The sequence below is a fragment of the Umezawaea sp. Da 62-37 genome, assembly GCF_032460545.1.
In the GTDB taxonomy this organism is placed as follows: domain Bacteria; phylum Actinomycetota; class Actinomycetes; order Mycobacteriales; family Pseudonocardiaceae; genus Umezawaea.
Genome location: NZ_CP135965.1, coordinates 8,404,925 through 8,419,842, shown reverse-complemented (window position 1 = coordinate 8,419,842; position 14,918 = coordinate 8,404,925). Strand labels below are relative to the sequence as shown.

Below are 14,918 nucleotides of genomic sequence, written 5' to 3'. Positions count from 1 at the left end.
GCTCCGCACTTCGGGGCTGATCAGGAGTTGCTGCTGTCGAGTGCCATCTCGACGAGGTTGTCGACGTCCATGTCGTCGATCGAGTCCCCGTCGGCCGCGGCCGGTCCGGCCTCGCCGTTCACCAGCCGCAGCAGCGCGTCGAGCAGGCCCGCCTCGCGCAGCCGGTCCAGCGAGAGCCCGGCGAGCGCCTGGCGCACCTCGGTCTCCGCTGTGTCGCCGAGGAGTTCGGTGCGCAGCAGGTCGACCAGGAGCAGCGGTGTCGGGTAGTCGAAGACGAGCGTGGCGGGCAGCCTGAGGCCGGTCGTGGTGTTGAGGGTGTTGCGCAGCTCCACCGCCGTGAGCGAGGAGAAGCCGAGTTCGCGGAACGCCCGGTCGGCCTCGATCGCGCCCGCCGAGGTGTGGCCGAGCACCGAGGCGACCTGCTCGCGCACCAGGTCGAGCAGCAGCCGGTCGCGGTCGGACTCGACCAGTGCCAACAGCTTGGTCCGCAGGGCGGCGCTGGTGTCCACATCGGACACCTCGTCGCCCGCGGCGGCCCACCGGACCTCGGGCAGGTCCGCGATCAGCGGGCTCGGCCTGGTCGCGGTGAAGATCGCCGAGAAGCGGTCCCACTCGACGTCCGCGACGGTGACCGTCGTGTCACCGGAATCGACGGCCTGCCGCAGCGCGGCGACCGCCCGTTCCGGTCGCAGGGCGGGGAGTCCGGTGCGGCGCAGCACGTCGTCCTGCTCACCACCGGCCCACGGCCCCCAGGCCACCGAGAGCCCGACGCGGCCACGGGACCGGCGCTGCTGCGCCAGCGCGTCCAGGAAGGCGCTGCCCGCCGCGTAGGCGGCCTGGTTCGCGCTGCCCCAGACGCCCGCCGTGGAGGAGAACACCACGAACGCGTCCAGCGGGGTGTCGCCGAGCAGGTCATCGAGGTGCGCCGCGCCCATGATCTTGGCGGACAGCACCGCGGAGAACCCGTCCACGTCGTTGTCGCGCAACGGGGTCGACTGCGCGACCTCGACGGCGTGCACCACGGCGTTCGGGCTGTGCTGGTCGACGAGCACCGCAGCCTGGGCCCGGTCGGCCACGTCGCAGTGCGCGACGGTGGTCCGGACGCCGAGCGCGGCGAGGTCGGCCAGCAGTTCCGCGTCACCGGGGGCCTCGTGGTCTGCGGTGAGCACCAGGTGCTCAGCACCGGCGCCTGCCAGCCAGCGGGCGACCTGCCCGCCGAGCGCCCCGGTGCCACCGGTGACCAGCACGGTGCCGCGCGGCGTCCACGGAGCGGCGGCCGGTCCGGCGGGCGCGTGGACCAGCCTGCGGGCCACGACCCCGGACGGCCGCACCGCGACCTGGTCCTCCACGCCCGCCAGCACGGCGACGAGGTGGTCCAGCACGGTGTCGTCCCACTGCTCCGGGAGGTCGACCAGTCCGCCCCAGCGGTCGGGGTGCTCCAGTGCGGCGACCACGCCGAGGCCCCAGATCTGGGCCTGCGCCGGGCTGAGCACCGGGTCGTCGGAGCCGGTCGACACCGCGCCGCGGGTCGCCGCCCACAGCGGGGCGTCGACACCGGCGTCGCCGAGCGCCTGCACCAGCACCAGGTTGTCGGTGACGCTGTCGGACAGCGACAGCACGCCGTCCACCGCGTCGAGACCCGCCAGCGTCGCGGCCAGTGCCGCCCGGTCGCCCGAGGCACCGATCGAGGCGATGTCGAGTCCTCGTCGGGACAGCCCGGCGATCAGCTCGGACTCCTCGACACCGGTCGGGGTGACGACCAGCCACAGGCCGGAGGCCGTGTTGCCGCCGTCCGCGACGGGCGTCCACTCGACGCGGTAGCGCAGGCCGTCGGTGCCGGGGGTCTCGTCGGCGGCGAGCCAGAAGCGCTCGCGCTGGAACGGGTAGGTCGGCAGGTCGATCCGGCGGGCGCCGGAGCCCGCGAAGAACGGCGCCCAGTCGACGCCGACCCCGCGGACGTGCAGCTTCGCGAGGGCCGTGACGATCGTGTCGACCTCGGGCTTGTCGGAGCGCTGGGCGGGCACGAGTTCGGCGTCGGTGACGCTCTCCGCGCCCATCGCGGTCAGCACCGCGTCCGGACCCAACTCCAGGAACGTCGTCACGCCCGCGAGTTCCAGGGTGCGCACGGCGTGGGCGAAGCGGACGGTGTCGCGGACGTGGCGGACCCAGTAGTCGACCGAGGTCAGGTCCTCGGTGGTGGCGAGTTCGCCGGTCAGCGTGGAGACGATGGGGATGCGCGGCGCGGCGAAGGCCAGTTCCTTGGCCACCACGCGGAACTCCTCGAGCATGGCGTCCATGCGCGGCGAGTGGAACGCGTGGGACACGCTGAGCCGCTTGGACTTCCGGTCGCCGAACGCGTCGACGACCTGCCGAACGGCGTCCTCGTCACCGGCCACGACCACCGACGACGGCCCGTTGACGGCGGCGATGGAGACCCGGTCGGTGATGTGCTCCAGCACTTCGGCCTCGGTGGCCTGCAAGGCGATCATCGCGCCACCGGCCGGAAGTGCCTGCATCAGGCGGCCGCGGGCGCCGACCAGCGTGGCCGCGTCGTCCAGCGACAGCACGCCGGAGACGTGCGCGGCGGCCAGCTCGCCGATCGAGTGGCCCGCCAGGTAGTCGGGCTCGACGCCCCACGACTCGGTCAGCCGGAACAGCGCCACCTCGACCGCGAACAACGCGGGCTGGGTGTAGCCGGTCTGGTCCAGCAGCTCGGCGTCGTCACCGAACACGACGTCGCGCAGCGGCAGGTCGAACCGGGCGCACACCGCGTCGAACGCGTCGGCGAACACCGGGAACGCCTCGTACAGCACACGCCCCATGCCCAGCCGCTGCGAACCCTGGCCGGTGAACAGGAACGCCAGCCTGCCCGTGGATCGCGATCCGCGCTCCACGTTGGGCGCGCTGATACCACCGGCAACGCCGATGAGACCCCGCTTCAACTCGTCCGGATCGCTCGCGACGATCACCGCGCTGTGTTCCAGACCGGCCCTGCCGGTGGCGAGTGTGAACCCGATGTCAGCCAGGTCGGCGTCGACAGCCAGCAAGCGGGTGGCCTGGTCGCGCAGGGCGGCTGGGGTCTTGGCCGACAGCAGCACCGGCACCACCGGCACCGGGGTTCGCCGCACCTCGGGCACTGTTGGCGCTTGCTCCAGGATGGCGTGGGCGTTGGTACCGCTCATGCCGAACGACGACACGCCCACCCGGCGGACGCGGCCGGTGACCGGCCAGTCCACCGTCTCGGTGGCCAGCTCGACCGCGCCGGACGTCCAGTCGACCTGCGCCGACGGCTCGTCCACGTGCAGCGTCCTCGGCACGATCCCGTGCTGCATGGCGAGAACGGCCTTGATGATCGCGGCGACACCGGCGGCGGCCTGCGTGTGGCCGATGTTGGACTTCACGGAACCCAGCAGCAGCGGGGTTTCCCGGTCCTGGCCGTAGGTGGCGAGCAGCGCCTGCGCCTCGATCGGGTCGCCCAGCGCGGTGCCGGTGCCGTGCGCCTCCACGACGTCCACTTCGGACGGTGCGACGCCGGCGCGGGCCAGTGCCCGGCGGATCACCCGCTGCTGGGACGGACCGTTCGGGGCGGTGAGGCCGTTCGAGGCGCCGTCCTGGTTGACGGCCGTGCCGCGGACCACGGCGAGGACCTGGTGACCGTTGCGCTGGGCGTCGGACAGCCGCTCCACCAGGAGCATGCCGATCCCCTCGCCCCACGCCGTGCCGTCGGCACCGGAGGCGAACGCCTTGCAGCGGCCGTCGGCGGCCAGGCCGCGCTGGCGGGAGAAGTCGATGAACGCGCCGGGCGAGGACATGATCGTCACGCCACCGGCCAGTGCCAGGTCGCACTCACCGTTGCGGAGTGCCTGGACCGCGAGGTGCAGGGCCACCAGCGAGGAGGAGCACGCCGTGTCGACGGTGACGGCCGGGCCTTCGAGGCCGAACGTGTAGGAGATGCGGCCGGAGAACACGCTGGCCGCGTTGCCGGTGCCGAAGAAGCCCTCCAGCTCGGTCGGCAGTGAGGTGAGGTTCATTCCGTAGTCCTGGCCGTTGGTACCGGCGAAGACGCCGACCTGGGCGCCGCGCACGGACGCCGGGTCGATCCCGGCCCGCTCGAACGCCTCCCACGAGGTCTCCAGCAGCAACCTCTGCTGCGGGTCCATGGCCAGGGCCTCGCGGGGGCTGATCCCGAAGAACGCCGGGTCGAATTCCCCGGCCTCGTGCAGGAAAGCGCCTTCACGGGCGTAGGACTTGCCCGCCGCGTCGGGGTCCGGGTCGTACAGGCCGTCGAGGTCCCAGCCGCGGTCGGTCGGGAAGCCCGTCACGGCGTCCCGGCCCTCCAGCAGCAAGTCCCACAGGTCTTCCGGCGAGGAGACGCCACCGGCGAAGCGGCACGACATCGCCACGATCGCGATCGGGTCGTCGGCCACCGCGGCGGTGACCGGGGTCAGGGCCGCGGGCCGCCTGCCGACCAGCTCGGCGCGCAGGTGCTCGGCGAGCGCGGCCGGGTTCGGGTAGTCGAAGACGAGCGTCGCGGGCAGGCCGAGGCCGGTCGCGGTGACCAGGCTGTTGCGCAGCTCCACGGCGGTCAGCGAGTCGAAGCCGAGTTCCTTGAACGCCCGGTCGGGCCGGACGGCGTCGGCGGAGGTGTGGCCCAGCGCGGCGGCGACCTGCGTTCGGACCAGGTCCACCAGCACGTGCGACTGCTCGGACTCGGGCAGTGCCGCGATCCGGCGGGACAGCGAGGACTCCTCGACGACCGCCGCGGGCTTCTCCGCCACCTCGGGCAGGTCCGCGAGGAACGGGCTGGGCCGGGCGGCGGTGAAGACCGGCGCGAACCGGGTCCAGTCGACGTCCGCGACGGTGATCGTCGTGTCGTCGAGCCGGATCGCCTGGCGCAGCGCGATGAGCGTGGAGGAGGTCGCCATCGCGACCACGCCGCGACGGCGCAGCTGTTCGGCGGCATCGCCTTCGACGGCCATGCCCGCTTCGGCCCACGGGCCCCAGGAGACCGCCAGCGCGGACAGGCCGCGGGCCCGGCGGGACTCGGCGAGCGCGTCCAGGTGGGCGTTGGCGGCGGCGTACGCGGACTTGCCGCCACTGCCCCAGATGCCCGCGATCGAGGAGAACAGGACGAACGCGTCGACCTCGCCGACCAGCTCGTCCAGGTGCCGGGCACCGGAGACCTTCCCCGCCAGCACGTCGGTGAAGGCGGTGGGGTCGTGGTCGTCGACGGGTTCGGTGTGGTCGGTGCCCGCGGCGTGGAAGACGGCCGTGAACGCGTGCTCGGCGACCAGGGCTGCGACCGAGTCGCGGTCGGCGGCGTCGCAGGCGGCGATCGTGACCCGTGCGCCGAGGGCTTCGAGTTCGGCGGTGAGTTCGGTGGCACCCGGTGCTTCCGCACCACGGCGGGAGGTGAGCACGACGTGCTCGGCGCCGGACCCGGCGAGCCAGCGGGCGACGTGCCCGCCGAGGGCGCCGGTGCCGCCGGTGACCAGGACGGTGCCGCGGGGCGTCCACGACGACCCGGTGCCGCCGGGGGCGTGGGCGAGGCGGCGGCCGAAGACACCGGCCGAGCGCAACGCCACCTGGTCCTCGGTGCCCGCCAGCACGGCGGCGAACCGGTCCCCGGCGCGCTTGTCCAGGGAGGCGGGGAGGTCGACCAGACCACCCCAGCGCTCCGGGAGCTCGAGGGCGACCACACGGCCGTAACCCCAGATCTGGGCGGCCTCGGGGTTGCTCGGCCGGTCGGCGCGGCCGGTCATCACGGCGTCGCGCGTCACCAGCCAGAGCGGTGCGGACACCTCGGCGTCGCCGAGTGCCTGCGTGAACACCAAAGCTTCGACGACGGTCGTCGGGAACGCGACCACACCGTCGAAGCGGCCGAGGCCGGTCAACGACGCGGCCAGCGCTGCGCGGTCGGTGGAGGCGTCGACGGTGACGACGTCGACTCCGCGGTCGGTCAGCGCGGTGATGGCGGCGTCGGATCCGACGGCCAGCCAACGGCCCCGCGCGGTGGCGGTGCCGACGTCGGTGGGACGCCACTCGACGCGGTAGCGCCAACCCTCCACGGTGGACTCACCCTGTCGGTCGCGGCGCCAGCGGGACAGCATCGGCAGGACGGCGTCGAAGGCCTGCGAGTCCTCGACCGACAGGGCGGCGCCCAGCGAGTCCAGGTCCTCGTGCTCGACCGCGTCCCAGAAGCGGGCCTCGATCGAGTCCGGCGCGTACCCGGTCGCGACGGCCGGTTCGAACCACAGGCGTTCGCGCTGGAACGAGTAGGTGGGCAGGTCGACGCGACGGGCGCCGGTGCCCTCGTAGAGCCGCGCCCAGTCGACCTCGGCACCGCGGGCGTGCAGGTGGCCCAGCGCGCGGAGGAACGTCTTGGCCTCCGGGCGGTCCTTGCGCTGCCCGGCGACGAGCACGGCGTCGGTGACGGAGTCCTGGCCCATCGCGGTGAGCACACCGTCGGGGCCCAGCTCCAGGAACGTGGTGACGCCCTCGGACTCCAGCGTCCGCACCGCGTCGGCGAACCGGACCGCGTTGCGCACGTGGCGCACCCAGTAGTCCGGCGACGACAGGTCTTCCGCCTCGGCGACCCGACCGGTCAGCGTGGACACGATGGGAATGCGGGGCTCGTGGAACGTCAGCCGGTCGGCGACCGCCCGGAAGTCGTTGAGCATGGCGTCCATCCGCGGCGAGTGGAACGCGTGCGAGACGCCGAGCCGCTTGGTGCGCCGGTCGGCGAACGCGGCCACGACGGCGTCCACGGCCTCGTCGTCACCGGCGACGACCACGGACGTCGGCCCGTTGATCGCGGCGATCGAGACCCGTGCCGTCAAGTGAGCCCGGACCTCGGCCTCGGTGGCCTGGATGGCGACCATCGACCCGCCCGCGGGCAGGGCCTGCATGAGCCTGCCTCGCGCGCCGACCAGGGCGCAGGCGTCGGCCAGGGACAGGACACCGGCGACGTGCGCGGCGGCCAGCTCGCCGATGGAGTGGCCCGCCAGGTAGTCGGGCTTGACGCCGAGCGATTCGACGAGCCGGTACAGCGCGACCTCGACCGCGAACAGCGCGGGCTGGGTCAGGCCGGTCCGGTCGAGCGCATCGGCGTCGGTGCCGAACACCGCCTCGCGCACCGGCACGTCGAACTTCGCGCACACCTCGTCGAACGCGGTGGCGTACACCGGGAACGACTCGTACAGCTCGCGGCCCATGCCGAGCCGCTGCGAACCCTGGCCGGTGAACAGGAAGGCAAGTCCGCCGGTGACCACACCACCGGTCGGCGCCTGGCCGAGCACGAGTGCGTCGAGCCCTTCGCACAGCTCGTTCCAGTCCTGCGCCACCACGACCGCGCGGTGGTCGAACGTGGCGCGCGTGGCCGTGGACGAGTAGCCGACGTCGACCAGCTCGGTCGTCTCGTCGTGCAGGAACGCCGCCAGGTTCGCGGCCTGGTCGCGCAGCGCCTCGGACGTCTTGCCCGACAACAGCACCGGCACCAGCGGCATCGGAGTCCGCTCGATCTTCGGCGGCGTCGTGATCGGCGCCTGCTCCAGGACCAGGTGGGCGTTGGTCCCGCCGATGCCGAACGCGGACACCGCGGCGCGGCGCGGACGGCCGGTCTCGGGCCACGGGACCGTGTCGGCCAGCAGCTCGACGGCCCCGGAGGCCCAGTCGATGTGCGGGGACGGGTCCTCGATGTGCAGGGTCTTCGGCGCGACGCCGTGGCGGAGGGCTTGGACCATCTTGATGACCCCTGCGACACCGGCTGCGGACTGGGCGTGGCCGATGTTGGACTTGAGCGAGCCGAGCAGGACGGGGTGTTCGCGGTCTTGGCCGTAGGTGGCGAGGACGGCCTGGGCCTCAATGGGGTCGCCCAGTTTGGTGCCGGTGCCGTGCGCCTCGATCACGTCGACCTCGGCCGCGGACAGTCCGGAGTTGGCGAGTGCCTGCCGGATGACGCGCTGCTGCGACGGGCCGTTGGGGGCGGTCATCGTGCTGGACGCGCCGTCCTGGTTGACCGCCGAGCCCCGCACGACGGCGAGCACGTCGTGACCGAGGCGCTGAGCGTCGGAAAGCCGCTCCACCAGGAGCATGCCGACGCCTTCCGCCCAGCCGGTGCCGTCGGCCTCGGCCGAGAACGCCTTGCAGCGGCCGTCGGGTGACAACCCGCTCTGCTTGGCGAACTCCGCGAACACCGACGGGGTGGCGAGGACCATCACGCCACCGACCAGCGCGCTCTCGCACTCGCCGTTGCGCAGGGCTTGGGCGGCGAGGTGCAGCGCGACCAGCGAGGACGAGCAGGCGGTGTCGACGGTGAGGGCGGGGCCTTCGAGGCCGAAGGTGTAGGCGATGCGGCCGGACATGACGCTGGGGGTGATGCCGGTGAGCATCAGGCCCGCCAGTTCCTCGGGGATGTCCGCGCCGTCGCCGTAGTCGGTGGCGCTGCCGCCGATGAACACGCCGACCTGGTTGCCGCGCACGGTCTTCGGGTCGAACCCGGCCCGCTCGAACGTCTCCCACGTGGTTTCCAGCAGCAGGCGTTGCTGGGGGTCCATCGCGAGGGCTTCGCGGGGGTTGATGCCGAAGAAGTCGCGGTCGAAGTCCGTGGCCGTGTCGACGAAACCGCCGCCCGACACGTCGAACCCGAGCCCGTTGGTGGCCCACCCGCGGTTGACGGGCAACGGCGAGATGGCGTCGCGGCCGGTGGAGACGAGGTCCCACAGGTCTTCCGGGGAGCGGACGCCGCCGGGGAGGCGGCAGGCCATCGACACGATCGCGATCGGCTCATCCGACCCGACCGTCGAGGCCACGGCCTTGGCGGGAGTGGCGTCGCCGGTGTCGACGAGTTCGCCGCGCAGGTGGGTCGCGAGCGCTTGCGGGGTGGGGTAGTCGAAGACGACGGTGGCGGGCAGGCGGAGTCCGGTGGCGGCGCTGAGGGTGTTGCGGAGTTCGACGGCGGACAGGGAGTCCAGACCCATGTCGACCAGGCCGCGGCCGGCTTGGACCTGTTGTGAGGAGGAGAAGCCGAGGACGATGGCGACCTGGCCGCGGACCGTGTCCAACAGGAGATCGTCCTGCTCGGCCGGGCTGAGGGCGGCCAGGCGCTGGCTCCACTGCGAGGATTCGGCACCGGCACCGGCCGCCGCGCGGCGCACCTGCACGCGGACCAGGCCGCGCAGCAACGGGTGCAGCTCGCTTTTGCTGGAGCGCAGGGCCGCGAGGTCGAGCTTGATCGGGACGGCGACGGCCTCGTCGAGCACGAGCGCGGCGTCGAACAGCGCCAGGCCTTCGGGGACCGAGAGCGCCGGAATGCCCGCGCGGGCCATTCGGGCGAGGTCCACCTTGGACAGTCCGGCGCCCATGCCCGCGCTCTGGTCCCACAGACCCCAGTCCAGGGAGATGCCGGGCAGGCCGAGGGTGCGGCGGTGGGCGGCGAGGCCGTTGAGGTAGGTGTTCGCGGCGGCGTAGTTGGCCTGGCCGGGTGAGCCCAGCAGGCCGGCCGAGGAGGAGAAGAGGACGAACAGGGCGAGGTCGCGGTCGCGGGTCAGTTCGTGCAGGTGCCGGGCGGCGTCGACCTTGGGGGCGAACACGGTGTCGATGCGGTCGGGGGTCAGGGATTCCAGGATGCCGTCGGCCAGGACACCGGCGGTGTGCACGACACCGTGCAGGTTCGGGATGCCTTGGAGGAGCGTGTCGAGGGCGTCGCGGTCGGACACGTCGCAGGCGATGACGTCAACCTGGGCGTCCAGTTCGGCCACCAGTTCGGCCGCGCCGGGCGCTTCCAGACCACGGCGTGAAGTGAGCACCAGGTGCTTGATCCCGTGCCGCGACACCAGGTGCCGGGCCAACTCCGCACCCAGGCCACCGGTACCGCCGGTGATCAGGACCGTCCCGTCGACCCTCGCGGGGATCGTGAGGACGACCTTGCCAATGTGCTTGGCCTGCCCCAGGTAGCGGAAGGCTTCGGGGGCGCGATGCAGGTCCCAGGTGGTGACCGGCAGGGGCTTGAGGGAGCCAGCGGAGAACCAGTCGTAAAGCTGATAGAGCATCTCCCGCATCCGGTCCGGACCAGCCTCGATCAGGTCGAACGCCCGATACCGCACACCGGCGTACTGGGCCGCGACCTCGTCCACGTCACGGACATCGGTCTTGCCCATCTCGACAAACCGACCCGCCCCACCAAGACCCACCAGACGCAAAGACGCGTCGACGAACTCACCGGACAACGCGTCCAGCACGACGTCGACACCACGGCCGTTGGTGGTGGCGGTGAACTGCTGTTCGAACTCCGTGGTCCGTGAGGAGGCGATGTGGTCGTCGGGGATACCCGCGGCCCGCAGCACATGCCACTTGCCGGTGGAGGCGGTGCCGTAGACCTCGGCACCCAACTGGCGGGCCACCTGGGTGGCGGCCATACCGACACCGCCGGCGGCGGCATGGATCAGCACCGACTCACCGGCGGACAGTCCGGCCAGGTCACCCAGCCCGTACAGGGCGGTCAGGAACACCAACGGCACACCGGCCGCCTCGGTGAACGACCACCCCGCGGGCATCGGGCACACCATCCGGTGATCGGCGACGGCGACGGGGCCGAAGGCGGCGTCCATCATGCCCATCACCCGGTCACCCGGCTTGAGGCCATCCACACCGGATCCGACCCCGAGCACCACACCCGACGCTTCCAGGCCCATCAACCCGGCGTCGCCGGGGTACATGCCCAGGGCGTTCATCACGTCCCGGAAGTTCACCCCCGCCGCGCGGACGGCGATCCGCACCTCGTGCGGCTCCAACTCCCGCTCCGCGTCCGGCCAGGGAATGGTGACCAGGTTGTCGACCGTGCCCTGCTCGGTGAAGTCCATCCGCCACGCGCCAGCACCCTCGAACGCGGGAACCGTGCCCGCGAAGGCACGGGTCAGGCGCGGCGCGAACGCCTTGCCGGCGCGGAAAGCCAGCTCGCCCTCACCGCTGGAGGCGGCGGTACCCGGCACGCTGTCCGGGGTGTCGGTGTCGACCAGGACGATCCGGTCCAGGTGCTCGGACTGCGCGGTCCTGATCAGACCGGCCACAGCGGCGTGCGCGAGGTTCGTCATCGACTCGCCGGGCAGCACCGAAACGGCACCGCTGGTCACCACGACCAGCACGGCCTCGGACTGCTCGTCGGCGAGGAACGCCTGCACGTCGGCCAGCACGCGGGCGGTCACCTCGCGGGCGTCCCCGTCCGGGACGACCAGCGCGACGGTGTTCGGGTGGTCTTCCCTGTCGTCCAACGACAACGGGTTCCAGTCGATCCGGAACAACGAGTCCGGCTGGCCGGTGGCCGCCTTCAGCAGTTGGCCGCCGATCGGGCGCAGCACCAGCGAGTCGATCCGCGCGACCGGGGCACCGCCGCCGTCGGCGACGCTGACGGACACGGCGTCGCCCTGACCGACCGGGGAAATCTTGGCGCGCAGCACCGTGGCGCCCTGCGCGTGCAGGCTGACCCCGTTCCACGAGAACGGCAGCGAGCCGCCCTCGCCCTTGCCGGAGCCCAGCGCCAAGGCGTGCAGCACCGAGTCCAGCAACGCGGGGTGCACGCCGAACTTGCTTGCCTGGCGGTGTTCCGACTCGGGCAGCGCCACCTCGGCGTACACGTCGTCCCCGGAGCGCCAGGCCGCTTTCAGACCGCGGAACACCGGCCCGTAGGCCAGCCCGGCACCGGCCAGGTCGTCGTAGACGCCGCCCAGGTCGATGGCCTCGGCACCAGCGGGCGGCCAGGCCGCGAGGTCGAAACCGGGGGTGACGGCGTCGTCCGCGAGCACACCGGTGGCGTGCGTCGTCCACAGCGATTCCTCGTCGCCCTCGGCGCGGGAGTAGATGGTGACCGACCGGCGTGCGGAGGCGTCCGGCTCGGCCACGGACACGCACACCATCACGCCGCCGCGTTCGGGCAGCGTCAGCGGCGCTTGGAGCAGCAGCTCGTCGAGGTGGCCGCAGCCCAGCTGGTCACCGGCGCGGATGGCGAGGTCGACCAGCGCGGTTCCGGGCACCACAACGGATCCCGCGACGACGTGGTCGGTGAGCCAGACGTTCGCGGCCCGCGACAGGCGCGCGGTGAACAGGGCTTCGCCGTGCGGCGCGAGGAGAACGGCGCCGAGCAGCGGGTGGTCGGCGGCACCGAGACCGGCGGACGTGACGTCCTGCTTGAGCTTCGCGCCGTCGAGCCAGTAGCGCTCGCGCTGGAAGGCGTAGGTGGGCAGCTCGACGCGCAGCGCGCCGGACCCGGCGAAGTAGGCGGACCAGTCGACCCGGACGCCGCGGCTGTGCACCTGGCCCAGCGCGGAGACGATGCTCCGCACCTCGGACCGGTCCTTGCGCAGCGCGGACACCAGGGCGGCGTTCGTGACGCTGTCCGCGCCCATCGCGGTCAGCACACCGTCGGGGCCCAGCTCCAGGAACGTCGACACGCCCTCGGCTTCGAGCGACTTCACGGCGTCGGCGAACCGGACGGCCTCGCGGACGTGCTTGACCCAGTAGTCCGGCGAGGTGATCTCGTCGGAGGAGACCAGCTTGCCGGTCAGGGTGGACACGATGGAGATCATCGGCGCGCGGAACGACAGGCTCGCGGCGACCGTGCGGAACTCGGCGAGCATGCCGTCCATCCGCGGCGAGTGGAACGCGTGCGACACGCTGAGCCGCTTGGACTTCCGGTCCTCGAAGCGCGCCACCAGCGCCAACACCGCGTCCTCGTCACCGGCCACCACCACGGACCGCGGCCCGTTGATCGCGGCGATCGAGACCCGGTCCGTCAAGTGCGGCCGGACCTCGTCCTCGGTGGCCTGCAACGCGACCATCGCACCACCGGTCGGCAACGCCTGCATCAGCTTGCCCCGCGCGGTCACCAGCGCCGCGGCATCCGCCAGCGTCAGCACCCCGGCGACGTGCGCCGCGGCCAACTCGCCGATCGAGTGCCCCGCCACGAAGTCCGGCCGCACACCCCACGACTCCACCAACCGGTACAGCGCCACCTCGACCGCGAACAACGCGGGCTGGGTGAACTCGGTGCGGTTCAACAACTCCTGATCGGCGAACGCCTCGGGCAGGCGCGGGTCCAGGTGCGCGCACACGGCGTCGAACGCCTCCGCGTACACCGGGAAAGCGCCGTACAACTCCTGCCCCATCGCGACCCGCTGCGAACCCTGACCGGTGAACAGCACGGCCGTGCGACCGGTGACGGCCTCGCCGACCACCAGGCCGGGAGCGCCGGAACCACCGGCGAGGGCCTGGAGGCCAGCGAGCAGGTCGTCCCGACCGTCGGCGACAACCACCGCGCGGTGCTCCAGATTGGCCCGCGTGGTGGCGGCCGAGAACGCGAGGTCGGTGAGGTCGATCCCCTGCTCCACCAGCGGAAGCAGGTTCACGGCCTGCGCACGCAGCGCCTCTTCGCTCTTACCTGACAACACCACCGGCACAACGGGCAGCTCGTGCCGCTCTTGGGTGATGCCACCGACAAGCTGGGAAGACGAAGGACTTCCAAAGCCGCTGTTCGCGCCTTCGGGCGCCTGCTCCAGGATCGCGTGGGCGTTCGTTCCGCTGTAGCCGAAGGAGGAGACGCCCATGCGGCGCGGGTGGCCGGTCGCGGGCCACGGCTGGGTCTCAGTCACCAGCTTGGCCGCGCCCGAGCTCCAGTCGATCTGCTTCGAGGGCGCGTCCACGTGCAGCGTCTTCGGCACGATGCCGTGCTGGAGCGAGAGGACGGACTTGATGATGGCGGCGACACCGGCGGCGGCCTGCGTGTGACCGATGTTGGACTTGACCGAACCGAGCAGCAGCGGCGTGGCGCGCTCAGGTCCGTAGGCGGCGATGAGGGCCTGCGCCTCGATCGGGTCGCCGAGCTTCGTACCGGTGCCGTGCGCCTCGATGGCGTCGACGTCCATCGGCGACAGGCCGGCGTTGGCCAGCGCCTTGCGGATGACCTTCTGCTGCGACGGGCCGTTCGGCGCGGTGAGGCCGTTCGACGCGCCGTCCTGGTTGACCGCCGAGCCGCGGACGACCGCGAGCACCTGGTGGCCGTTGCGGCGCGCGTCGGACAGCCGCTCGACGAGCACGAGGCCGACGCCGTCGCCCCAGACCGTGCCGTCGGCTCCGTCGGCGAAGGACTTGCAGCGGGAGTCCCAGGACAGGCCGCGGGCGCGGCTGAAGTCGATGAACGCGCCGGGCGTGGACATGACGGTCGCGCCGCCCGCCAGTGCCAGGTCGCACTCGCCGTTGCGCAGCGCCTGCACCGCGAGGTGCAACGTGACCAACGAACCCGAGCAGGCGGTGTCGACCGTGACGGCGGGGCCTTCGAGGCCGAACGTGTAGGACACACGCCCGGAGATCATGCTCGCCGCGGTGCCGGTGCCCATGTGGCCTTCCAGGCCTTCGGCGTCGCCCTCGATGAGGACGGTGAAGTAGTCCTGGCCGTTGGTGGAGGTGAACACACCGGTCCGGCTGCCGCGCAACGAGTGCGGGTCGATGCCCGCCCGTTCGAACGTGCGCCACGCGGTCTCCAGCAGCAGTCGCTGCTGCGGGTCCATCGTGATCGCTTCGCGGGGCGAGATCCCGAAGAAGACCGGGTCGAACTCGGCGGCGCCGTCGACGAAGCCGCCCTCCATGACGTAGGAGGTGCCCTCGTTGTCGGGGTCCGGGTGGTACAGGTTCTCCAGGTCCCAGCCGCGGTCGGACGGGAACGGCACGATGGCGTCGCGGCCCTCGACGATGAAATCCCAGAGCTGTTCCGGCGAGCCGATTCCACCCGCGAAACGGCAGTCCATCGCCACGATGGCGATTGGTTCCTGCCCTTTCTCCTCCACCTCCTGCAAACGGTGGCGCGTGTTGTGCAGGTCCGCAGTCACCCGCTTGAGGTAATCACGAAGCTTCTGCTCGTTGGACATTCAACG

Annotated in this window: 1 protein-coding gene; it reads right to left on the bottom strand. The window is 72.2% G+C overall.

Translation table 11 applies throughout. The features are described 5' to 3' along the window. Positions 1-20: 20 nt before the first annotated feature. A complete protein-coding gene (locus tag RM788_RS38725; protein WP_399345231.1) occupies positions 21-14,873 on the bottom strand; it encodes a type I polyketide synthase in 14,853 nt (4,950 codons plus the stop codon). Positions 14,874-14,918 lie beyond the last annotated feature (45 nt).